The 22,213-nt window shown below is 58.1% G+C and carries 20 protein-coding genes and 1 pseudogene; 4 read left to right on the plus strand and 17 right to left on the minus strand.

The window, feature by feature from the left end:
* Positions 1-29 precede the first annotated feature (29 nt).
* Positions 30-1,217 (minus strand): MFS transporter, encoded by a 1,188-nt coding sequence (locus AC1MDT_RS06140; protein ID WP_480421182.1) that lies wholly within the window; start codon positions 1,215-1,217, stop codon positions 30-32.
* A 246-nt stretch (positions 1,218-1,463) separates the two neighbouring features.
* Positions 1,464-3,053, minus strand: coding sequence for an ABC-F family ATPase (locus tag AC1MDT_RS06145; RefSeq protein ID WP_157713016.1), 1,590 nt, complete (start codon positions 3,051-3,053; stop codon positions 1,464-1,466).
* Between the two features lie 496 nt (positions 3,054-3,549).
* On the opposite strand from AC1MDT_RS06145, the gene lpxO reads away from it, so the two are divergent.
* Complete coding sequence (gene lpxO, locus AC1MDT_RS06150) at positions 3,550-4,449, plus strand: lipid A hydroxylase LpxO (RefSeq protein WP_480421183.1); 900 nt, start codon at positions 3,550-3,552, stop codon at positions 4,447-4,449.
* A 143-nt stretch (positions 4,450-4,592) separates the two neighbouring features.
* On the opposite strand, the gene ku is transcribed toward lpxO, so the two are convergent.
* Entirely contained in the window at positions 4,593-5,441 is an 849-nt protein-coding gene (gene ku / locus AC1MDT_RS06155; protein WP_480421184.1) for a non-homologous end joining protein Ku, read from the minus strand.
* 193 nt (positions 5,442-5,634) lie between these two features.
* On the opposite strand from ku, the gene AC1MDT_RS06160 reads away from it, so the two are divergent.
* Both AC1MDT_RS06160 and ilvA read left to right on the plus strand, forming a co-directional pair.
* The gene (locus AC1MDT_RS06160; RefSeq protein ID WP_480422714.1) at positions 5,635-5,994 is read left to right on the plus strand and encodes a hypothetical protein; all 360 of its coding nucleotides are present in this window, start codon (positions 5,635-5,637) and stop codon (positions 5,992-5,994) included.
* A gap of 401 nt (positions 5,995-6,395) precedes the next feature.
* A pseudogene (gene ilvA, locus AC1MDT_RS06165) lies at positions 6,396-7,391 on the plus strand (threonine ammonia-lyase, biosynthetic); the annotation flags it as partial.
* Positions 7,392-7,422: 31 nt separating this feature from the next.
* Here ilvA and eco read toward each other — a convergent pair.
* Positions 7,423-7,905: a serine protease inhibitor ecotin gene (gene eco, locus AC1MDT_RS06170; protein ID WP_480421185.1), complete on the minus strand. Its 483-nt coding sequence runs from the start codon at positions 7,903-7,905 to the stop codon at positions 7,423-7,425.
* Between the two features lie 282 nt (positions 7,906-8,187).
* Here eco and AC1MDT_RS06175 point away from each other — a divergent pair, with 282 nt between their 5' ends.
* Entirely contained in the window at positions 8,188-8,457 is a 270-nt protein-coding gene (locus AC1MDT_RS06175; RefSeq protein WP_480421186.1) for a DUF1652 domain-containing protein, read from the plus strand.
* Here AC1MDT_RS06175 and AC1MDT_RS06180 read toward each other — a convergent pair.
* From AC1MDT_RS06180 to AC1MDT_RS06240, 13 genes are all read right to left on the minus strand, one after another.
* Entirely contained in the window at positions 8,454-8,849 is a 396-nt protein-coding gene (locus AC1MDT_RS06180) for a hypothetical protein (RefSeq protein WP_480421187.1), read from the minus strand. The two genes, AC1MDT_RS06175 and AC1MDT_RS06180, sit on opposite strands and share 4 nt — an antisense overlap.
* 82 nt (positions 8,850-8,931) lie before the next feature.
* Positions 8,932-9,198 carry a DUF2790 domain-containing protein gene (locus AC1MDT_RS06185; RefSeq protein ID WP_480421188.1) on the minus strand — a complete coding sequence of 89 codons (267 nt, stop codon included), beginning with the start codon at positions 9,196-9,198 and terminating at the stop codon, positions 8,932-8,934.
* Positions 9,199-9,378: 180 nt separating this feature from the next.
* Positions 9,379-10,332 (minus strand): carbohydrate kinase family protein, encoded by a 954-nt coding sequence (locus AC1MDT_RS06190; protein ID WP_480421189.1) that lies wholly within the window; start codon positions 10,330-10,332, stop codon positions 9,379-9,381.
* Positions 10,333-10,345: 13 nt separating this feature from the next.
* Positions 10,346-11,842 (minus strand): xylulokinase, encoded by a 1,497-nt coding sequence (gene xylB, locus AC1MDT_RS06195; protein WP_480421190.1) that lies wholly within the window; start codon positions 11,840-11,842, stop codon positions 10,346-10,348.
* 139 nt (positions 11,843-11,981) lie between these two features.
* Positions 11,982-13,454: a mannitol dehydrogenase family protein gene (locus AC1MDT_RS06200; protein WP_480421191.1), complete on the minus strand. Its 1,473-nt coding sequence runs from the start codon at positions 13,452-13,454 to the stop codon at positions 11,982-11,984.
* Between the two features lie 15 nt (positions 13,455-13,469).
* A complete protein-coding gene (locus tag AC1MDT_RS06205; protein ID WP_480421192.1) occupies positions 13,470-14,573 on the minus strand; it encodes an ABC transporter ATP-binding protein in 1,104 nt (367 codons plus the stop codon).
* Positions 14,574-14,729: 156 nt separating this feature from the next.
* On the minus strand, positions 14,730-15,560 hold the full coding sequence (locus AC1MDT_RS06210) for a carbohydrate ABC transporter permease (RefSeq protein ID WP_462023298.1): 831 nt from the start codon (positions 15,558-15,560) through the stop codon (positions 14,730-14,732).
* A gap of 10 nt (positions 15,561-15,570) precedes the next feature.
* Positions 15,571-16,470, minus strand: a complete 900-nt coding sequence (locus tag AC1MDT_RS06215; RefSeq protein ID WP_480422715.1) for a carbohydrate ABC transporter permease — start codon at positions 16,468-16,470, stop codon at positions 15,571-15,573.
* Positions 16,471-16,633: 163 nt separating this feature from the next.
* A complete protein-coding gene (locus AC1MDT_RS06220; protein WP_480421193.1) occupies positions 16,634-17,944 on the minus strand; it encodes an ABC transporter substrate-binding protein in 1,311 nt (436 codons plus the stop codon).
* Positions 17,945-18,287: 343 nt separating this feature from the next.
* Positions 18,288-19,193, minus strand: a complete 906-nt coding sequence (locus AC1MDT_RS06225; RefSeq protein WP_480421194.1) for a helix-turn-helix domain-containing protein — start codon at positions 19,191-19,193, stop codon at positions 18,288-18,290.
* A gap of 116 nt (positions 19,194-19,309) precedes the next feature.
* A complete protein-coding gene (locus AC1MDT_RS06230; RefSeq protein WP_480421195.1) occupies positions 19,310-20,206 on the minus strand; it encodes a phosphatidylinositol-specific phospholipase C domain-containing protein in 897 nt (298 codons plus the stop codon).
* 65 nt (positions 20,207-20,271) lie between these two features.
* Positions 20,272-21,573, minus strand: a complete 1,302-nt coding sequence (locus tag AC1MDT_RS06235) for a glycosyltransferase (RefSeq protein WP_480421196.1) — start codon at positions 21,571-21,573, stop codon at positions 20,272-20,274.
* A 97-nt stretch (positions 21,574-21,670) separates the two neighbouring features.
* Complete coding sequence (locus AC1MDT_RS06240) at positions 21,671-22,036, minus strand: response regulator (protein WP_480421197.1); 366 nt, start codon at positions 22,034-22,036, stop codon at positions 21,671-21,673.
* Positions 22,037-22,213: the final 177 nt, after the last annotated feature.

Genomic DNA, 22,213 nt, shown 5'->3' on the forward strand with positions numbered 1-22,213 from the left:
AGCTCGCTCCTACACAGTGGGGTGTAAAGTCAGGCCATTGCGCGACGTTGCAATAACAGGGTCAGGCCCAGTCCCGTCACCGACAGCAACGCTGCGCTGAAGAAAATCCACGAGTACCCCAGGTTCAACGCCACCGCGCCCATCAACGGCCCGGCAATTGCCAGCGCCAGATCGAAAAACACCGCATAAGCACTCAAGCCCGCTCCGCGACTGGAGTTAGGTACTTGTTTGATCGCCTCAACCCCCAGCGCCGGATACACCAATGACAGCCCAAATCCGGTCAGCCCCGCACCGATCAGGGCATAGCCGGTCGAAGGCGTCAGCCACAGCAGTACAAGGCCGACTGTTTCAATGGTCATGCAGGCGATGGCCGAGGTGAAGCCGCCGAAGCGACCAATCGCCGAGATGAACAGCAGTCGCGACAAAATGAAGCAGATCCCGAACACCGTCAGGCAATAGGCCGCGCCAGTCCAGCCTCGGCTGACGTAATACAAAGTGATAAACGTCGTCAGCGTGCCGTAACCGATCGAGGCGAGGCTCAGGCTCGCACCATACGGCGCGATCCGCCCGAAGACTGCCCAGAACGGCAGACGCTCGCCGCGAATCACCGGCACCGAGGGTTTGTTGCGGATGAGCACCAGTGCCGCCAAGGCCAGCAGCGACAGTACGATCCCCAGGCTGGCAAAGCCATAGTCTGCGACCATCACCACACCCAGCGGCGCACCAATCGCAATGGCACCATAAGAGGCAATGCCATTCCACGAAATCGAGCGTGCAGTGTGTTCCGCACCGACCTGGCCCATGCACCAGCTGATGGTGCCGACGCCGATCAAACCCTGGGCAATCCCGAGCAGCAAGCGACCGGCAATCAGGATCAACAAACTCAGCAGCGGAAAGCTTTGCAGCAGCGTAGAAATCAACGTCAGCACACCGCTCAGCACAATCCCCGTTAACCCGTAAACAATTGCCCGCTTGGTGCCGATGGTGTCCGACATGCGCCCGGCCATCGGACGGCTGAGCAGCGTGGCCAGGTATTGGGAGCCAATAGTCAGCCCCGCAACAATGGCACTAAAGCCCAGCTGTTCGTGGACATACCCCGGCAACACTGCAATCGGCAGACCGATGCAGAGGAAGGCAACAAAGGTATAGAAAACGATGGAGACGATCTGCAGGGTGATCGCCATGGAGCTTTGCGGGGGCAGTTGCTGCGCAGACATGAGGGCTCGTTCGCGGGCGGCGGTGGGAGAGCTGCATCATGGCGTGGGTGAGAAATAAAAGGAAGCAGGCTAACTATGTTCGTCGAGCCTAAGGGCCTCATCGCGAGCAAGCTCGCTCCCACAGGGGAACGCAATCCACTGTAGGAGCGAGCTTGCTCGCGAAGGTTTCAGCACCACAGAAAACCATGGGCCTGAAATAAAAAATGCCCCGTCACCAGGACAGGGCTTTTCAGTTTCAGCAGACGCTTAGAACACTACGCCTTGGCTACGCAGGTAATCGTCATAAGTACCGCTGAAGTCGATCACGCCGCTAGGGCTGAGTTCGATGATGCGGGTGGCCAACGACGACACGAACTCACGGTCGTGGCTGACGAAGATCAGCGTGCCCGGGTAGTTCTCCAGCGCCAGGTTCAGCGCCTCGATGGATTCCATGTCCAAGTGGTTGGTCGGTTCGTCCATGATCAGCACGTTCGGCTTTTGCAGGATCAGCTTGCCGAACAGCATGCGACCTTGTTCACCACCGGAGATAACCTTGACCGATTTAAGGATCTCGTCGTTGGAGAACAGCATCCGGCCAAGGGTGCCGCGAACCAGTTGCTCGCCGCCCTGGGTCCATTGACCCATCCAGTCGAACAGGTTGCAGTCATCTTCGAAGTCGTGCGCGTGGTCCTGGGCGTAGTAGCCCAGTTCCGCGGCGTCGGTCCACTTCACGGTGCCGGCATCCGGGGTCAGTTCGTTGACCAGGGTGCGCAGCAGGGTGGTTTTACCGATACCGTTCGGGCCGATGATCGCAACGCGCTCGCCAGCTTCAACAACGAAGCTGAAATCCTTGAACAGCGGCTTGCCGTCGAAGCCTTTGGCCATACGCTCGACGATGACCGCTTGACGGTGCAGCTTCTTGGTTTGTTCGAAACGGATGAACGGACTCACACGGCTCGAAGGCTTGACCTCGGCCAGTTGGATCTTGTCGATCGCCTTGGCGCGGGAAGTGGCCTGCTTGGCTTTCGAGGCGTTGGCCGAGAAGCGGCTGACGAACGATTGCAGTTCCGAAATCTGCGCTTTCTTCTTGGCGTTGTCCGACAGCAGCTGCTCGCGGGACTGGGTCGCCACGGTCATGTATTCGTCGTAGTTGCCCGGGAACAGACGCAGTTCGCCGTAATCCAGGTCAGCCATGTGGGTGCACACGCTGTTCAGGAAGTGACGGTCGTGGGAGATGATGATCATCAGGCTGGAGCGCTGGGTCAGAATGTTTTCCAGCCAGCGGATGGTGTTGATGTCCAGGTGGTTGGTCGGTTCGTCGAGCAGCAACACTTCAGGGTCGGAGAACAGCGCCTGAGCCAGCAATACGCGGAGTTTCCAGCCCGGAGACACTTCGCTCATCGGGCCGAAGTGCTGCTCGATGCCGATACCCAGGCCCAGCAACAGCTCGCCGGCACGGGATTCGGCGGTGTAGCCGTCCATTTCGGCGAATTCGGTTTCCAGTTCCGCCACGGCCATGCCGTCTTCTTCGGTCATTTCCGGCAGCGAGTAGATGCGATCGCGCTCGGCCTTGACCTTCCACAGCTCTTCGTGACCCATGATCACGGTATCGATCACGGTGAATTCTTCGTAGGCGAACTGGTCCTGGCGCAATTTACCCAGACGCACGTTCGGTTCCAGCATGACCTGGCCGCCGGATGGCTCGAGGTCGCCACCGAGGATTTTCATGAAGGTCGACTTGCCGCAACCGTTGGCGCCGATCAGGCCGTAGCGGTTGCCCGCGCCGAATTTGACCGAAACGTTTTCGAATAGCGGCTTGGCGCCGAACTGCATCGTGATGTTAGCTGTAGAGATCAAAGGTTTTTCCTGCGAAGCATTCAGAGTAGCTAGGGTTGCGGCAGTACCGATTCAGTACCCGTTTCCGGTTTTCGAACCACAGGAAATGCATCCCGGTCAGAAGCGGAAGGTCCATCTGGCAATAAGTGGACAGCAGCATGTGGAGCGCTTGGCCCGAGTCGAAGTGCGCTGAGACGGGGTTCATTTCCGTCATCAACCAAGGGGGGCGCGTAATGTTTGGCGGCGATTGTACTGGTCTGGCTCTTTAAACGATAGGGCATTGAGGCCACACGGACGCTTTGGCGGTATCAGCGGACAGATTTTCGCATCGCAAGGTTAACTATTGGTTACAAACTGTGGCTAAAATGCGATTTATCAGCCGCAGGCTAACCGTTGGCACAGGCTCAACGACGCGCTTGCGGGACCGTTGTTTCGTATTCAGACGCTGCATAAAAACCTTGGGCCCATTGGCTGGCAGGGAACGCAGTTTGTTCACTTCTGACGTGTGACGACTTTTGTGAAACTCATCATCGCCGTTATTTACGTTGTATCCATTGCTTACGTCCATCTGCGGGGGCGGGTGCGCCATAAGCTGGGCCGCCAACTGAGTGATCACTCCACGTTTCTGGCGCCGGTCAATTGCTTCCTTTATATGTGCTCGAAAATCCCCAGCAAGCCTTATCTCGATCCTGTTGATTTTCCGGACCTGAGTCCGTTACAGGATCATTGGGAAGAAATCCGTGCCGAAGGCCAGAACCTGATCAAGGCCGGAGAGATCAAGGGCTCGAGTCAATACGATGATGTCGGCTTCAACTCGTTCTTCAAGACGGGATGGAAGCGTTTCTACCTGAAGTGGTACGGCGACAGCCATCCGTCGGCGATGAAACTCTGCCCGCGCACTACGGAACTGGTGCAAAGCATCGGTTCGATCAAGGCTGCGATGTTTGCCGAGTTGCCACCCGGTTCCAGACTGGTGCGTCACCGCGATCCCTATGCCGGCTCCTATCGTTATCACCTGGGCCTCGAAACGCCCAACAACGCCGGTTGCTATATCAACGTCGATGGCGAGCGCTATCACTGGCGCGACGGCGAAGCGGTGATGTTCGATGAGACGTTCATTCATTACGCCGAAAACACCACCGAGCAGAACCGCATCATTTTGTTTTGCGACATCGAGCGCCCGATGAAGTACCGCTGGGCGGCTGCAGTCAATGAGTGGTTCAGCCGTCATGTGATGTCGGCAGCGGGCGCGCCCAACGATGCGGGAGACAAAACCGGTGGCATCAACCGCCTGTTCGCCAAAATCTACAAGATTCGCCTGCGTGGCAAGGCGCTCAAGAAGCGCAATCGCAAGCTCTACTACCTGGAGAAATGGGCGGTTTTTGGCGGGTTGCTGGCGGTTTTTGTGCTGATCTGATTTCTGTGTTGTGCTTCAAGACGCCTTCGTCGGATCGCCGCCCGGAGCCGGCTCGCTCCCACAGTTGATCTGTGTCGGTCACAAGACCAATGTGGGAGCGAGCCTGCTCGCGATGGGGCCGTATCATTCACCGCAAACCCGAATCAGCCACGAGAAGTCTTCGTGGCTTTTTTGTGTGCGGCCGGCTTTGTTTTACCGGGGCTTTTGCCCCCGAGGCTACGTTTGAGCAGCTCGGTCAGATCAATAACATCGGCCGTCTTGCGTTCTTCCTCACCCGTCGCCGATTCGACATCCTCAATCTTGCCTTCATTGGCCTTCTTCTCGACCAGCGCCATAATCTTGTCTTCGAAACTGTCGTGGTAATCCTCAGGTTTCCAGTCGGCGCTCATGTCTTCCACCAGGCGTTTGGCCATGTCCAGTTCGCCCTTGGCCAATTCCGGCTTGGTCACCTCGCTGCCCAACTCAAGCGTATCAAGGCTGCGCACTTCCGCCGGCCAGCGCAGCATCACCAGCACCATGGCCGATTCCAGCGGCATCAGCGCGGCCAAGTGCTGACGGGTATGCAGCACGACTTGGGCGAGCGCCACTTTTTTGGTCTTGCTTAACGTTTCACGCAACAAGGCATAGACCTTGCCACCGCGTTTATCCGGCGCGAGGTAGTAGGGCGTATCGATGTTTTGCAAGGGGATTTGCTCGCTGTCAACGAAGGCAAAAATGTCGATGGTCTGTGTGGACAGCGGGTGCGCCGACTTGATTTCCTCTTCGCTGAGCACGACGTACCGGCCCTTTTCGTATTGGACCCCTTTGACGATGTGCTCCTTGGTGACTTCCTTGCCAGTGACCTTGTTGACGCGCTTGTAGCCCACCGGGTCCATGCTGCGGCTGTCGAGCCAGTCGAAATCCACCCCGTGAGAGGAGGTCGCCGAGACCAGCGCCACAGGGATGTGCACCAGTCCGAAACTGATTGCGCCTTTCCAGATTGCCCTGGCCATCGTCGTCTTCTCCCATGTGATGATCAGGTGACCTGTGGCCTGGCGCAAAAGTTTCAGCAGCGTGTGGTCAGGCCCAGAGGGCAGATCAACGTCGTGTCACATCTTGCGGGGAAGGTTTTGGTTAACAAAACCCGACCCCGGGCGTAGCGTGATATCAAAGACCCTATCCATGCATACGTCGAGAGGCTTCTCCATGAATCGCTTCGTGCTGGGCATTACGGCGCTGGCATTGACTGGCGCGCTGAGCAATTTGCCCCAGGCTGACGCCGCACCCGCCAGTTTGCCATTGCGGGTTGCCCAGAACCTGCCGGGCAGCACTAACAACAATCCTTACGACAGCCCGATTCACCGAGCCAATCCCAACAGTATGCAAGGGACTCAACCCAGTGCGCCGGTTATCCGAGGGCCGAACACGGTGCCGGTGCCTCGACCACCCACTCTGGACAACGGCGGCATTGGCAATCGCTATCCCCAGGATCGGTCGGCTCCCGCCAGCCCACCGAAATTCATACCCAATCCGGCCCCTCGAGACGCAGACGACAGCAGCCGTTGATTGGAAAAACGCAGGTCTGCCAGCGGCCCTCTTCATTCCTTCAGACAGTAATGTCGGCAGCTGTGAAATTGCCATCGCGAGCAGGCTCGCTCCCACTATGGTCTTCGCCATTCATCAATCTTGTGTCCAATTGGGGATCCATTGTGGGAGTGAGCCTGCTCGCGATCGCTATCTGACGGACGCAAATTCTGATCCTGCAAGTCACGAAGCCATTGACTTGCCATCAGCACCCGGCTAGTTTTCAGCCATGACTTCCACCGTATTGCGCTGCCAGCCAAGCATTATTACCGCCATTCCTTATTTGGCGGGCTAGCTCACGACTGCAGCACCCAACCCGCCCTAGAGGCGGGTTTTTACTTTCTGTCTCTTGGGTGTGAAAACCGGACTTCCAGGAGACGACCATGAACAACACGCCCGACCAGCAAGCCTTGCTTGAGCACTACGTAAAAAAGATCCTCGCCGCGCCGGTCTATGAGCTGGCGGTGCGGACACCGTTGCAACTGGCGCCCGCCTTGTCCCAAAGCCTGGGCAACCAGATCCTGCTCAAGCGCGAGGATTTGCAACCGACCTTTTCCTTCAAGATTCGCGGCGCTTACAACAAACTGGTGCAGCTGAGCGAAGAGCAAAAGGCGCGTGGCGTGATCACCGCTTCGGCCGGGAATCACGCTCAGGGTGTTGCCCTGGCGGCACGGGAGCTGGGGATTGGCGCAATCATCGTCATGCCCTGTACGACCCCGGAGCTGAAGGTGCTGGGCGTTCGCAGTCGCGGTGCCGATGCCGTGCTGCACGGCGAGAGTTTTCCGTTTGCGCTGGAGCATGCCTTGCACCTGGCTCGGCAAACCGGACGTACCTTTGTCTCGCCATTCGACGACCCGGACGTGATCGCGGGGCAGGGCACGGTCGCCATGGAAATCCTCCGTCAGCACCCAGGGCCACTGGACGCGATCTTCGTTCCGGTGGGCGGCGGTGGTTTGATCGCCGGTATCGCGGCGTACGTCAAATACCTGCGACCCGACGTCCGGATCATCGGCGTCGAGTCGGAGCACTCCGCGTGTTTGGCCGCCGCCTTACACACGGGTGAGCGAGTTGTCTTGCCAAGCGTAGGAACCTTCGCCGATGGCGTGGCCGTTGCGCAGGTCGGCACCTACGGTTTCGAGGTCTGCAGGTTTTGCGTTGATGAAGTGCTGACGGTCAGCAACGACGAACTCTGCGCCGCGATCAAGAACATCTACGACGACACCCGTTCGATTACCGAACCCTCCGGCGCGCTGGCCGTGGCCGGCATCAAGAAATACGTTGCGCAAACCGGAGCCACCGGTCAGACCCTGGTGGCCATCGACTCGGGTGCCAATATCAACTTCGACAGTTTGCGCCATGTGGCCGAGCGCGCCGCGTTGAGCGGCGCCCCGGTGTGAGGGGATGGCTCGTTTATTCCTGGACGGCGTTTTCGACCTTGCTCGACGCCGACCAGATCCGGTAGCGCACTTCCACGTCCTTGGGCACGTAGAGCACGATCGGCAGTTTGCTGTTGTAACGCAGCATGAAGCCGTCACCGACGACCGGCACAAAGTCCTTTTTGCTCTTGCCATCGGGGCAGGCCATCAGCGTACTCATCGGGCCGATCACCTTTTCCAGTCGGTAGAAGGGGTAGCCCCAACCCTCAAGGTTCTTCTCTTCAAGAAGCCCGCCGAGGCGTTGGCGGTTGCAGTCAACGCTCAGTGTCTTGCCCGCGAGGATTTCGACCTGGTAGCTGTCTTCCTGAGTTTGCGGGGTGAGGTGAATGACCTGGCGGGTAAAACCGCTTTCAGGTTTGGGGTATGGCGCTACTGTTTCGAGATTCGCTGCATGAGCGAGGGTCGACAGTCCGGCAACGATCAGCCCGACGGTAGTGATATAGGTCAAAGAACCCATGATGCCTCCTTGCTTGTGTGTGGTCAAAGCGGATACTGAACAGTATGGCCGCATGCGCGCTGCCGTCTGACGCTAACGCAAATTGCAGCGCAATCCGCGGCCTTTCTTGCAAATTGCATGAGGGCGTTCGCTGGAAGTTTCGCTAAACCGTTGATTTACCGATGAGCTGCACGGCGAAATCCAAGGCATGTTTTATGCTGTAGCTGGTCTTTAAGCTGACCGACGTTTTCAGAGTCAGTGTTGATCGTTGATTGGCAATCTCACAATAAGGAGAGGGTCGCAATGTTTTTATCTGCCTTGGAACTTCGCAATATCATCGAAAGCAGTTTTCTGCCAAAACGCTGTTTATGCACACTGTCTCCCGACCTGGCGATGACAGTAAAAGTGTATGCAGATGGTGAAACCGATCACCTTGATCTCATGGTGACCGGCATCAATGCCCAGCGGCTGAACAGCTGTCGGGAAATTCACGAACTGATCGCCGAGCTGCGTTCTGACATGCAACATCGCGCGAGCTTTCAGCTTTTACACCTGAACAGGGCTGCGCCTTAGTTCACGGTTTCGAGTTCTACCGACACGCGCCGGGTCTGGAAAAAAGCCAGACCCAGCGCCAGCTCGACCACCACCGACACCAGTATGCCGGGTCCGGCATGGCCATTGAGCCATTCGCCGAAGCCCAGTACTGCCAATCCCAAGCAGCCGGCAATGAAACCATTACTCAGCGCGTTGCGGGTGACGGAGGGCGCCTCGTTTCGAACCCCATATAAGATCATGCCTAACGCTGCGAACAGTACGGCGCTACGCCGGGCGACCAGACCGGTCGCAGTCGAGTACTCAATGCTCCCGATCGCCAGCAACCTGTCGGGCGCCAATCCCCAGACCAGGGCCAGCAGCAAACACAGGGCGGCGGTAAACGTCGACAACGTACGAAACGATAACTGCATGGCTAATCCTTGCGGCAGTGAGGGAAGGCGCTAGAGCATAGCGCCAGATCCCTCTGAGGAATACCGCCAAGGCGTGTTTCAGTCAGTTTTGAAGACTGCAGGCATCGGAAAGTTTTCGGTAGTAGAGTTCTGCAGGCTTGCCGGTGTTATCGATGTACTTCATGTCAGCCGTCACCACTTTGCAATCCAGGGTCGTAGGCTCGGTCAGTGAGACAACCTTGGCCACATGCAATGGCATTCCGTAGTGATAGAGCACGGGTTGAGGGGGCGTAGTGTCGTTGGCCTGGGTAAAACCGGTAAAACCAATGCAAGCGAAGGCGGCGGTAACCAGCAATATGCGTGTGTTCATGAACGATCTCCAGTGCGGGCGGAAAGTCAGCCCGACGTCGTGGACGTCGAACTTGCCGCACTGGGCGTCAGGGGAGTCTGAGGGCGTGCGGTCCAGTAAAGTTTTGGACCGCAACGTTAAGTAATGGTTAACTCGGCTGAACGCCGCCTGTCGCCTGGCCAGCAGCGTCGGCAATCGGTGTTACTGGACAGTTTTGCCTTCTAACTGGTGGCGATATGGCAAATCCGGCCCGGTCTTGCTGCACGTCAACGCCGCCGCCTGGACCGCGAACTTCAGCATCCCGTCGATCTGCTCGCGGCCGAGCGATTGCACACCCTCCACCGAGTCGAGCTGGTGCTCGGTCAACCAGGCAATCAACGCCGCCTGGAAGGTATCGCCTGCGCCCACCGTGTCGGCAATTTTTACCGAACAGGCCGGCACCGACCACGAACCTTGTCCCTTGCTGAACACCGTCGCCCCCGCGCCGCCACGGGTCAAAAACACCAGCTGGCAGCGATGCTGCAGCCAGCGTTCAATGACCCGCTGAGGCTCCTGGCCGGGATACAACAGGCTCAAATCCTCATCGCTGACTTTGATCAGGTCGGCCAGCTCAACCAACGTTGCGATCCGCGTACGCCACAGCTCGATATTCGGTTCTGGATTGAGGCGCACGTTCGGGTCAAGGCTGATCAAACGCTGGCCGCTTTCCCGGCGCACCAGCGCCAGCAAGGTATCGGCAATCGGCTGCACCACCAGCGAAAACGAGCCAATATGCAAGCCGCGCACCTCGGGCCCCAACGGCGGTAGATGCTCCGGTTTTAACTGTCGATCCGCGCAACCTTCACCCCGGAAACTATAGTGGGGCGAGCCGTTGGCGCCCACCGCGACCATCGCCAGGGTCGTGGGCGCAGCAAAATCCACCAGGTAGTCAGCACGCACGCCTTCGTCCTGCAACACTTGCTGCAAACGCCGGCCCAGATAGTCGGTGGACAACCCGGCAAACAATGCCGAATCCACACCCAATCTACGCAAGCCCACCGCCACGTTGAACGGCGAGCCGCCGGCAATCGCCTTGAAATTGATTTGTGAAGCCAGGCCGCTGGCATCGTTCTCACTGAAGAAATCAAACAGCGCTTCACCACACACCACGTACATAGTTGCTCGCTCTTTAAAGGGTTACGACCCGTTGTTGATAACGTTCATAGGCCTGCTGAAAGGCGGCCACATTGTCTGCGACGGGCTGGGTTTCGCTGGTCAGATCGAGCTTCACGCACCGCCCGCAAATATCCGCCAGCCTGTCCTCGTGCCCGGTCGCCCAAGACGTACACCACGCCGCCTGAATCGCTGCGCCGAGGGCAGCGGCTTCGCTTTGTTCAGTGCAGACCACCGGGGTGTTCATGATGTCCGCGACGATCTGCCGCCACGCCGGACTTTTCGAGCCGCCGCCGATCAGGCAGATGCGCACGCTTTGTAAGCCATTGCGGCGTAGCAGGTCCAGCCCATACCGCAAACCGAAGGTCGTGCCTTCCACCACGGCGCGGCACAGGTTGGCCCGCGTCAGGTTGCTCATCGTCAGCCCCAACAGGCTGCCGGTTGCCTGGGGCAGGGCGGGGACGCGCTCGCCGTTGAGAAACGGCAGCATGCACACGCCTTCGGCACCGATGGGCGCTTGCGCGACGAGGTCGTTGAATGGCTCGATATCCAGCTCGAACAACTCGCGAACCACCCCGGTGGCATTGGTCAGGTTCATGGTACAGATCAACGGTAACCAGCCACCGGTGGAGGAACAGAACGTGGCGACCGAGGCGTCCGGGCTGACCTTCGGTTGGTCGGCATAGGCGTAAATCGTGCCCGAGGAGCCGAGGCTCATGGTGATCGCGCCGGGCTGTATGTTGCCGGTGCCGATGGCGCCCATCATGTTGTCGCCGCCGCCGCTGGAAACCAGTGCTTGTGGGTTGATGCCAAGATGTTCCGCGATACCCGGAAGAATCGTGCCGACTGCTTGATGGGAATCGATCAACTCCGGTAATGCCGCTTGCAGGCGGCCGGTTGGGTCGATGTCGCGTAGCAATTGCAAATCCCACTGGCGAGTACGTACGTTGAAATAGCCGGTGCCCGAGGCATCGCCATATTCGCTGCAACTGCGACCGGTGAGCCAATAGTTGAGGTAATCGTGGGGCAACAGCATGCGGGCGATCCGGGAAAAAACCTCGGGATGCCGTTCTTTGGTCCAGAGTAGTTTGGACACCGTGTAGCCCGGCGCGATCACCACGCCGAGACGTTCAAGTGAGCCTCTTTCGCCGCCAAGGTGAGCAAGCAGTCGGTCATTTTCCGCGGTGGATTCGGTGTCGCACCAGAGCTTGGCGGGACGCAGTACCTTGCCTTGATCGTCGAGCAGGACCAGGCCGTGTTGCTGGCCGGAGACCCCGATGCCAAGGATGTGCTGGCCGTCGACATTGGCGGCGAGCAGGGCGCGGCGGGTCGCCAGCGTGAATGCTTCCAGCCACTGATCGGTGTCTTGCTCGCGACAGCCATTGGCGCCGCTGATAAGCGTGTGCGCGGCGGCGCCCAGGCCGAGGACCTGACCGCTGTGCGCGTCGAGGACGATGGCTTTGGTGCCTTGGGTGCCGCAGTCGATGCCGAGGAAAAGTTGTTGGTTTGCCATGGAAGATCCTTGGTGTGTCAGGTCGATCTCGGTGAAGGCATTCGCGAGCAGGCTCGCTCCCACAGGAAATCTTCAGAGGACACGGACTGATGTGGGAGCGAGCCTGCTCGCGATGACGGCGGCAGATTCACCGCCGTGCTTACGCCAGCACCCGCTCCAGCGTCCGCGTCACACCCACCTCGCGCAAGCTGTTGCAACACCACTCAAACGCCACCACAAACTCGGGCGAATGCGCCATCGCCGTACCAAAAATCTCCTCGACCCCCAGCAACCGCTGCGTCATCAACGCATCATCCGCCACCAGTGCCTGACAAAACGCCGCCCGTGGATCCGCAATGGTGTAGGTATCGCCATTCTCATCCACGCCCTTCAAATACAACGCCCAAGCCGCCACTACCAACGCCGCGCGCCGTGTGTCCTGGCCGTCGGCAATCAAGCGGTTGATGGTCGGCACCGTGAACTTGGGAAACTTCGATGAACCGTCCGAACACACCCGTTCCAGTTGATCGGCAATCGCTTGATTGGAGAAGCGCTCCACCAGCGTGTTCTTGTAAACGCTCAGGTCGATGCCCGGAACGGATGACAGCTGTGGTGTCACGTCCAGGTCCATGTAGGCGCGCACGTAACGCTCAAACAGTGGGTCGTTCAGGGTTTCGTGAACGAAGCGGTAACCCTTCAAGAACCCCAGATACGTCAGGGCCAGGTGACTGCCGTTGAGCAGTTTGATCTTCATCTCTTCATAAGGCGTGACGTCATCAGTGAATTGCACGCCGACCTTTTCCCAGGCCGGGCGACCGTTGACGAACTTGTCTTCCAGCACCCACTGCACAAAGGGTTCGCAGACCACCGGCCAGGCATCGTCGACCGCATGTTTGTCGGCCAGTTGCAGGCGATGTTCGGTGCTGGTCATCGGCGTGATGCGGTCGACCATGGCGTTGGGGAAGCTGACATGGTTGGCGATCCAGTCGCGCAGTCCGGCATCGCGCAATGCAGCGAACGCCAGCAGGGCTTTGCGGGTGACGGCGCCGTTGTGCGGCAGGTTATCGCAGGACATCAGGGTGAAGGCGGGTGTGCCGGCAGCACGGCGCTTGGCCAATGCCGCGCAGAGAAATCCGAACACGGTTTTCGGCGTGTTCGGGTTGGCCAGGTCATGCTGAATCTGCGGCAGGTGCGCCATGAACTCGCCGTTGCTGTCGTCGATGCAGTAACCGCCTTCGGTGATGGTCAACGAAACGATGCGGATCTCGGGGCTGGCGAGCTTGTCGATCAGCGCTGTCGTGCCGTCTTCGGCCAGCAGCATGTCCCGGATTGCGCCGATGACCCGGACTTCGGTGTCGTCGGTATCGCCGAGTTCGAACAGGGTGAAGAGGTAATCCTGTTCTTTCAGGTCGTCCCGTGCACGGCGATCTTCAGCGCGCAGGCCAACCCCGCAAATGGCCCAGTCCAGGCCTTCGCCCAAGTTCATCAACGCGTCGGTGTAATACGCCTGATGGGCGCGGTGGAAGCCACCGACGCCAATGTGCGCGATGCCTTGGCGAGTGTCGCTCAGGGCATAGGCGGGCAGGATGACTTGCGCCGAGAGGCGGTTGAGGTTGTGTTTATTGAGTTTCATCACATGCTCTCGACATCAGGCCGCGGCGCGCAGTGGGCGGGTCAACGCCACGCCATCGGCATCAAATAAATGGCAGTGTCCGGCGTCCAGGTGCAGGCTCAAGGTTTCGCCATAGCGGCTGGCCAGGTCACCGCGAACGCGCAGGGTCAGCGCTTCACCGGACGAGGTCAGCACATGGCAGAAGGTGTCGCTGCCCAGGCGTTCGCTGACATCGGCAGTGACTTGCAAGGTGCAATCGCCGGTGTGTGCCAGCTCCAGGTGTTCGGGACGAATGCCCAGCGTCACCGCGCCGCCGACACTCAGGTTGGCGCCACTCAACGGCAGGGTGATGCGGGTGCCGGCATCGAGTTGCACCTCGCAACTTTGACGTTCGACGCGGGTGACTTTGCCCTTGAGGAAGCCCATTTTCGGCGTGCCGAGAAAGCCAGCAACAAACAGGTTGGCCGGTTGGTGATAGAGGTCCAGTGGCGAACCGACCTGTTCGATTTTGCCGCCATTGAGCACCACGACTTTGTCGGCCATGGTCATGGCTTCAACCTGGTCGTGGGTTACGTAGATCATTGTGGCTTGCAGTTCTTTGTGCAGGCGCAGCAGCTCCAGACGCATTTGCACCCGCAGGGCGGCGTCGAGGTTGGACAGAGGTTCGTCGAACAGGAATATTTTCGGGTTACGCACGATCGCCCGGCCGATGGCCACGCGTTGACGCTGGCCGCCCGACAGCTGCTTCGGTTTGCGTTCCAGCATCGGGCCGAGTTCAAGGATGCGTGCTGCTTCGCCGACTTTTTTCTCGACTTCAGCTTTCGGTACGCCGGCCAGATCGAGGGCAAACGACATGTTTTTGCGCACGCTCATGTGCGGGTACAAGGCGTAGGTCTGGAATACCATCGCCAGGTCACGCTTGGCCGGGCTGACCTCAGTGATGTCGCGGCCATCGAGCTCAATGGTGCCGCCGCTGACTTCTTCAAGGCCGGCGATGAGACGCAGCAAGGTGGATTTACCGCAGCCCGACGGGCCGACAAAGACCACGAACTCCTTGTCGTTCACTTCCAGGTCGATGCCTTTGATGATGGAAAAGCCTTCGAAGTGTTTTTGCAGATTCTTGATTTTCAGGTTGGCCATGGTGATGGGCCTCCGTTTGTTTTATTCGTTAAACCGGACTGTTTTCTGTAGGAGCGAGCTTGCTCGCGAAAAACGTCCGGACTATGAGTTCTTCCAGGCAGCGCGCGTTATCGTTCACGTCCATCGCGAGCGAGCTCGCTCCTACAGGGACTGTGTTCATTTCACGGCGCCGAACGACAGGCCTCGGACCAATTGTTTCTGGCTGATCCAGCCGAAGATCAGGATCGGGGCGCAGGCCAGTGTCGACACGGCCGACAACTTGGCCCAGAACAGCCCTTCAGGGCTGGAATACGAAGCGATCAGCGCGGTCAGTGGCGCGGCTTTCGACGAGGTCAGGTTCAGTGACCAGAACGCCTCGTTCCAGCACAGGATCAGCGACAGCAGAACCGTGGACGCCAGGCCACCCTTGGCGATCGGCAGCAGCACCCGGACCATTTCCTGCCACAACGTTGCGCCGTCGAGGCGCGCGGCTTCGAGGATGTCTTTGGGGATGTCCTTGAAGTAGGTGTAAATCATCCAGACCACGATCGGCAGGTTGATCAGCGTGTAAATCACGATCAGGGCGATGCGCGTATCGAGCAGGCCGAAGCTCTTGGCCAGCAGGTAAATCGGCATCAGCACGCCCACCGGCGGCAGCATCTTGGTGGAGAGCATCCACAACAGCGTGCCCTTGGTGCGTTGGGTTTCGTAGAACGCCATCGAGTAAGCCGCCGGCACCGCGATCAGCAAGCAAAGCGCAGTGGCGCTAAAGGAAATCACCACCGAGTTCCAGGCGAAGCTGAAGTAATCGCTGCGCTCGTTGATGTGCAGGTAGTTCTCCAGCGTCGGCATGAAGATGAACTGCGGCGGCGTGGCGAACGCGTCGATTTCGGTTTTGAAACTGGTCAGCACCATCCAGAAAATCGGAAAGAAGATCAGGATCGCGATGGCCCAGGCCAGGGTGCCCAGCAGCAGGCTTTGCAGACGACGGGATTGTTGAAGGGTCATGGCGCAGGCCTCAGGCTTTGTCTGTCAGGTTTTTGCCAATCATCCGCACCAGCACGATGGCCGCGATGTTGGCAATCACCACCGCGATCAAACCACCGGCGGACGCCATGCCGACGTCGAACTGCACCAGCGCCTGGTTGTAGATCAGGTAGGCGAGGTTGGTCGAGGCGTAGCCGGGACCGCCGTTGGTTGTGGTGAAGATCTCGGCGAACACCGAGAGCAGGAAGATGGTTTCGATCATCACCACCACCGCAATCGGCCGCGCCAGGTGCGGCAGGGTCAGGTGCCAGAAAATTGCGATGGGCCCGGCACCGTCGAGACGCGCGGCTTCTTTCTGTTCCTGGTCGAGGGACTGCATGGCGGTCATCAGGATCAGGATCGCGAAGGGCAGCCATTGCCAGGACACAATGATGATGATCGACAGCAGCGGGTAGTGCGCCAGCCAGTCCACCGGTTGCGCGCCGAACAGCTTCCAGGCGTAGGCCAGAATCCCCGAGACCGGGTGGAATATCAGGTTCTTCCAGATCAGCGCGCCGACGGTGGGCATGATGAAAAATGGCGAGATCAACATGACCCGCACGATGCCGCGACCGAAAAACTCACTGGCCTCCAGCAATGCACTGATCAAGACGCCAAACACCACGCTGATCAGCAACACGCTGCCTACCAGCAACAGGGTGTTGGTCGCACCGGGGAGGAAGCCAGAGTCGCTGAGGAAGTAGGTGAAATTCTCCAGCCCGATGAATTCGTTTTCACCCGGATTGAGCAGGTTGTAGCGAATCATCGAGAAGTAGAGGGTCATGCCCAGCGGTACGATCATCCACAGCAGCAACAATGCCACCGAGGGGCTGACCAGAAACCAGCCGGGATTGGCCAGCCGGCTTTTGCGCACGGGTTGGGGAATGTCCATTTGAGCGTTGGCAGTTGAAATATTCATGGCGTTAAAACCGATTAGGAACAGACAAATGAAGATCAACTGTGGGAGCGAGCCTGCTCGCGATGGTCTGTCTGGTGCATCGATGTCGACTGACACACCATCGCGAGCAGGCTCGCTCCCACATTGAAATGGCGGGTTACTTGGGGTAACCGGCGCGCTTCATCTCACGTTCGGTGGTTTGCTGGGCGGCGGCCAGGGCCTGGTCGACCGTGGTCTGGCCGATCAACGCTGCCGAGAAGAGCTTGCCGACCTGGGTGCCCACGGCCTGAAACTCAGGAATGGTCACCAGTTGAATGCCGATATACGGCACGGGCTTGAGGGTCGGCTTGCTCGGGTCCGCCGTTTTCAGCGACTCCAGCGTGACCTTGGCGAACGGTGCAGTGCTCATATAAGCCTCGCTGTAGGTCGAGGCCCGCGTGCCTGGGGGAACGTTGGCGATGCCGTCTTTTTCAGCAACCAATGCGCCGTATTCTTTCGACGTCGCCCAGGCACTGAAGGCTTTCGCCGCGTCCTTGGCCTTGGAACTGGTCGGGATCGCCAGTGCCCAGGAATAGAGCCAGGCCGAACCTTTATCGGTGACTTGGTGCGGCGCGTAGGTAAAGCCGACGTGGTCGCTGACCTTGCTTTGGGTCTTGTCGGTAACGAAGGAGCCGGCGACGCTGGCGTCGACCCAGATCGCGCACTTGCCACTGTTGAACAGCGCCAGGTTTTCGTTGAATCCGTTGCTTGAGGCGCCCGGCGGGCCGGAGTTTTTCATGGTGTCGACGTAGAAGTTCAGCGCGTTTTTCCACTCGGCCCCGGTGAACTCCGGCTGCCATTTCTCATCGAACCAGCGGGCGCCATAGGCATTGGCAACGGTGGTAATCAACGCCATGTTCTCGCCCCAGCCGGCCTTGCCACGCAGGCAAATGCCGTACTGTTCTTTATCTTTGTTGGTGAGCTTGCTGGCGAATTCGCCGATCTGCTCCCAGGTCGGGTGCTCGGGCATGGTCAGCCCGGCGTCTTTGAACAGGTCGGTGCGGTAATAGGTGATGGAGCTTTCGGCGTAGAACGGCAGGGCATACAGCGAACCCTTGACCGAGAGGCCTTCGCGCACCGAAGGGAACACGTCGTCCAGGGCATACGAGGCCGGCAAGTCCTTCATCGGTTCCAGCCAACCCTTGGCCCCCCAGAGTGCGGCTTCGTACATGCCGATGGTCAGCACATCGAATTGCCCGCCCTGCGTCGCGATGTCAGTGGTCAGGCGTTGGCGCAAGACGTTTTCTTCCAGCACCACCCAATTGAGCTTGATGTCCGGGTGCTCGGCCTCGAAGGTTTTCGAAAGCTTTTGCATGCGGATCATGTCGCTATTGTTGACGGTAGCGATGGTCAGGGTCTGGGCGCCAAGGCTGACACTGCTGAGGGTCATGCAAGAGAGGGAAAGCAGAGCTTTTACAGAAGGTTGCATCGTGCACTCCTTTTCTGCACCCGATGGGGCTGCAGAAGGACAGTTATTGTTTTTGTGTCTTCCGAGGGCAGGAAGAATGTGCACTGATTACAACGTTCAATTGATGATGAGACAAATCATCCATCGCACTTTAATCGATACTATTTTGCACTGGGCTTTACAGCGGTATACGCAGGGAAGGGCATTTCGGCGATGTGCAGTTATCGAATACGTACAGGTTTCGGGTCGCAATACATCACCTGTGGGAGCGAGCCTGCTCGCGAAAGCGGCGCCACATCTTATGTAGATGTGACTGACAGACCGCCTTCGCGAGCAGGCTCGCTCCCACATGGATTCTTGGGTATCAGCCGAGGTTCTGCTCAGTCAACCGCTGCACCGCCAGACGCCGGTAGTGCGATGGCGTCATGCCTTTCAATTGCTGAAAGCGCCGATTGAAGTTGGAAATATTGTTGAACCCCGACTCGAAGCACACATCGGTCACCGGTTTGTCGCCATCGGCCAGCAGCTCACAGGATTTGCTGATGCGCAGGCGATTGACGAATTCGATAAAACAGCGCCCGGTGGCTTGCTTGAAGACGCGACTGAAATACGTCGGCTTCATGCCCAGGTGTTCGGCGACTTCTTCCAGCGGCAGTTCCCGGGCGTAATGCGCGAAGATGTAATCCACGGCCCGGTTAGTGCGATCGACATTGTGTTCGTCGGCCAATTGCGGGGTCGTCGCGCCAGAGAGCAACTGATAATCGTCAGAGGCTGCCAGCAACTCCAGCAGAATGAAAAAGTGCCCCAGCCGGGTCATGCCTTGGGTATCGGCAATTCGTTGCATCAGGTCCATCGCTTGCTGAATCGTGCGCTTGCAGCGAAATTCGATGCCGTACTGCGCACGCTCCAGCAAGGGCGCGAGCGTCTTGAGTTCGGCGAACACCACATGGCCGCTGTCGAACAACTCGTCGGTGAAGTTGACCAGCATGTCGCGCTTTGGCACCACTTCGTTTTCGGCCACCTGACTGATCCAGTTGTGGGGCAGGTTGGGGCCGGTGAGGAACAGGGATTCGGGGTAGAAGTTGCCGATGTAGTCGCCAATGAACACTTTGCCGGAGCTGGCGACAATCAGGTGCAGTTCGTATTCCTTGTGGAAATGCCAGCGCACCAAGGGGCAGGGGAACCCGTGCTGGCGATAGATGATGGACAACCCGTTGTGGTCGTCCATCAGTTCGTAGGAAGGATCGGTGACTCTGGCGGCTCGGGTCATGTCAGGCGTGCTTTTTTTGTTATCGCAGCCTGATCATGCCTCTTTCCGGACGTCGAAGGCCAGCCTGCGAAACCCTTGCGTGTCTGCGTGCCGATGCAAGGCATCGCCATACACCATCATTTGGCATACGCCCGTACCAGATTGGCCATCAGGCAGTGGCGTACCACATTCGATGTTTCAAAAAAATCTGTATTGATAATGCTGCTGTTTGTCGCCCAGTCATTAAGCTCGGGATCAAACCACTGATCAATATACGCCCCGATGTTTACCGGACCTGTCGCAACTTGGTAGCTGGTCGCGGAAAGTGACCATGGTAAGGCCCTGCTCGGAGGGTACTTCATGACCTGCGTTATATACGCGTTCAGCTCACTGACACTGGTCGTCGAAATTCCGCTCCATTTGTGCTCGATTTTTCGATGGAAATAGGTCAAGTCGAGCTGCGGATGATACTCGGCAGCCACCAGCACCCGCCGGGCAGGGCTCAATTGCTTGAGCTCACCCAGTGACAGGAAAGCATTTGCATATGGAATGATCCTGTTACCCAAATGAGTCAACAACTGCCTGTTGAATTCTTTGTAGTCGAATGAATGGCTGCCGGCATTCAATTGGTGAAAATCCAGCACGATAAACTCGTCAGGATTTTCCTGAAGAAACCGGATCACACTGGTGATCAGGTTCTCCAGGGAGCGAGAGGAACGAAAGCCGTTATGCTCAAACCAGAATGTACCGACACCATTACCCGCGATTTCATACCCTAGTCTCAAATCAAGGGCGCGCGCTCCTGAGTTCAGTTGATAATAAAAAGAGTTGTTTTGGCAGGCGACCCAGTTGCTCGCGCCGGGTGCGAAGTAAGAGGCTTTCTTGTCCACGCCGGCATTATGAGCGCCTGGTAGAACCAGTTGAGCAAGCGATAATGAATCGATAATAGGAATATCGCTCATCCAGCTATTAAGTGCGAAGCCTTGGGCTACAGAAGAGAGGTTGGCCGTAGTTGTATTGATAGCAATATTCATAGTGCATCCTTGCACAGTTAATCAGGCTTAAACGGAGAGGGTTCTCACATGGGGGAGTTTAATGATTAGGCGTCTTCACGATACTTGTTTTTCGCTTCAATCCATTGCGCCATGTATTGAGTGCTCTTATGTTGATGATGGCGCAGCATACTGCCGGTGAAATTAGCGCTTCTGATTGACGACAAATGTTGGCGGCAATAGTCGAGTCGTGCGATCAATGCCGGACCATGGATGTGTTGCTGATAACGACTCGCCAGAAGGTCCAACCCAAGGGCCTGGGCCTCGAGCCACTGTGTCTTGTCCTGGTAGAGCTGCACGGCGCAATCGGCGAACGCCTGGGCCGTTCGGGTCACCGCTCCGGGCCATTGCGCTTCGCCGTGCATGCCTTCGGCACCCATCGGCGTGGTGACGTTCGGCGTACCACAGATCATCGCGTCGACGATTTTGCCTTTGATGCCGGCACCGAAACGCAACGGCGCCAGGCACACGCGTGCCGCCGACATGACCTGCAGCGCATCTTCGGCCCAGTTCATAACGTGAAACCCCTGGGCTGCGTTGTGCAGCGCGGTGGCTTTGGGCGGGGTGTAAGCGCCGTAGATGTGCAACTGAGCGCCGGGTAATTGCTGACGGATCAGTGGCCAAATAACGGTCTTCAGCCAAAGCACCGCGTCCCAGTTGGGTGCATGACGGAAGTTGCCAATATGAAGAAAGTGCGCCCGATCCTCGAAGGTCGGCGCAGGCGTGACCGGCAGATCAACCATCAGCGGGCACCAAAACAGCAGGTTGCGTGGGACGTTGAACTGTTCGACCAGCAGCTCGATTTCCACTTCGGAGATCATCAGGTTCAAGTCGCAACGATAAATGGCAGCGATTTCCCGTTTGGCCACATCGGTATCGGCCATGAACTCAAACTCTTCGCGCAACGCCGGCGCGAACAAGTCGCTGAAATCATTGGCGTCGTCACTGGCTTTCAAACGCTCCTTGAGTCGTCGCTGACGGGCATTTCGCAGGCTTTGCAAGTCTGAGGTCTCAAGCACGCGCACGGCATCGGGGCAGTGTTTTTCGACGCGCCAACCGAACTGCTCTTCCATCATGAAGCGGTCGAACAGCACAATATCCGGGGCCAGTTCGCTGATGAAGGTGTCGAAACTGCTGTTATTCAACTCGATAGCCACTTCGCGAATACCCAGCGCCGCAAGATCCGCCCGGTGTTCGCCGGTGCCGGCCGGGCTGCTGAAAGTGATGTCCCAGCTCTGCTGCAAGAAGGTCTCAAGGATTTGCATCATATGCCCACCGGCCGCGGAAGAGCGGGGCTCAGGCCAGACGTAACCGATGACCAGGACTTTGGTGGCGTGGGGTTGACTCATGCAGGGTGGTTCCTTGAAGCGGGCAGGGGATGCGGATAAAAACGGGCCGTGATTAAACCACAGCCGATGGCGAACCTTGTGCCTGCACGGCCCGAAACTAGGGTCTTACGAGAATGTCTTTTACCTTGTCCCGCAACTGGTCAATGGAGAACGGCTTGCCGATGATCGCCATGCCCGCCGGCACCTCGACGTTTTCGGCATAACCACTGGCGAACAGGATAGGCAACTCGGGTCGCAGCATACGCGCTTGCTTGGCCAGTTCACGGCCATCCATCACCGGCAAGCCGACGTCGGTCATCATCAGGTCGATGTACTGGTCTTCATCATTGAGAAACTCCAGCGCCTTTTCGCTACTCTCGGCCTCAAGCACCTCGTACTCCAGTTCCTCCAGAACATCGATGATCAGCATCCGCACGATGTCGTCGTCTTCGACGACCAGGATGATGGATTGTTCGGCGGACATAATAGGAGTTCTCAACAGTTGATTTCGCGGTTGCCGGTCAATGGAATTGCCGGGCTCTTGCATGAGTAAGTGGCAGAACCCGACAAGTTCCCACTGCGTTACAAAAAAGAATAGCCACACAAGACACGGCAAGGATAACCGCTCCTTTGCATCGGCGCGTCTGAATGTAGGGTTTTG

This window comes from Pseudomonas sp. ASL7, assembly GCF_056680375.1.

What these genes read in the sequence shown, in the direction of transcription:
- AC1MDT_RS06205 (WP_480421192.1), bottom strand. Translation starts at nt 14,573, where the DNA reads ATGGCCAACCTGAAAATCAAGAATCTGCAAAAACACTTCGAAGGCTTT.
- AC1MDT_RS06235 (WP_480421196.1), bottom strand. Translation starts at nt 21,573, where the DNA reads ATGAGTCAACCCCACGCCACCAAAGTCCTGGTCATCGGTTACGTCTGG.
- ku (WP_480421184.1), bottom strand. Translation starts at nt 5,441, where the DNA reads ATGGCCAGGGCAATCTGGAAAGGCGCAATCAGTTTCGGACTGGTGCAC.
- AC1MDT_RS06215 (WP_480422715.1), bottom strand. Translation starts at nt 16,470, where the DNA reads ATGGACATTCCCCAACCCGTGCGCAAAAGCCGGCTGGCCAATCCCGGC.
- eco (WP_480421185.1), bottom strand. Translation starts at nt 7,905, where the DNA reads ATGGGTTCTTTGACCTATATCACTACCGTCGGGCTGATCGTTGCCGGA.
- AC1MDT_RS06175 (WP_480421186.1), top strand. Translation starts at nt 8,188, where the DNA reads ATGTTTTTATCTGCCTTGGAACTTCGCAATATCATCGAAAGCAGTTTT.
- AC1MDT_RS06140 (WP_480421182.1), bottom strand. Translation starts at nt 1,217, where the DNA reads ATGTCTGCGCAGCAACTGCCCCCGCAAAGCTCCATGGCGATCACCCTG.
- AC1MDT_RS06160 (WP_480422714.1), top strand. Translation starts at nt 5,635, where the DNA reads ATGAATCGCTTCGTGCTGGGCATTACGGCGCTGGCATTGACTGGCGCG.
- AC1MDT_RS06200 (WP_480421191.1), bottom strand. Translation starts at nt 13,454, where the DNA reads ATGAAACTCAATAAACACAACCTCAACCGCCTCTCGGCGCAAGTCATC.
- AC1MDT_RS06225 (WP_480421194.1), bottom strand. Translation starts at nt 19,193, where the DNA reads ATGACCCGAGCCGCCAGAGTCACCGATCCTTCCTACGAACTGATGGAC.
- AC1MDT_RS06240 (WP_480421197.1), bottom strand. Translation starts at nt 22,036, where the DNA reads ATGTCCGCCGAACAATCCATCATCCTGGTCGTCGAAGACGACGACATC.
- AC1MDT_RS06185 (WP_480421188.1), bottom strand. Translation starts at nt 9,198, where the DNA reads ATGAACACACGCATATTGCTGGTTACCGCCGCCTTCGCTTGCATTGGT.
- AC1MDT_RS06220 (WP_480421193.1), bottom strand. Translation starts at nt 17,944, where the DNA reads ATGCAACCTTCTGTAAAAGCTCTGCTTTCCCTCTCTTGCATGACCCTC.
- AC1MDT_RS06190 (WP_480421189.1), bottom strand. Translation starts at nt 10,332, where the DNA reads ATGTACGTGGTGTGTGGTGAAGCGCTGTTTGATTTCTTCAGTGAGAAC.
- AC1MDT_RS06210 (WP_462023298.1), bottom strand. Translation starts at nt 15,560, where the DNA reads ATGACCCTTCAACAATCCCGTCGTCTGCAAAGCCTGCTGCTGGGCACC.
- AC1MDT_RS06180 (WP_480421187.1), bottom strand. Translation starts at nt 8,849, where the DNA reads ATGCAGTTATCGTTTCGTACGTTGTCGACGTTTACCGCCGCCCTGTGT.
- xylB (WP_480421190.1), bottom strand. Translation starts at nt 11,842, where the DNA reads ATGGCAAACCAACAACTTTTCCTCGGCATCGACTGCGGCACCCAAGGC.
- AC1MDT_RS06230 (WP_480421195.1), bottom strand. Translation starts at nt 20,206, where the DNA reads ATGAATATTGCTATCAATACAACTACGGCCAACCTCTCTTCTGTAGCC.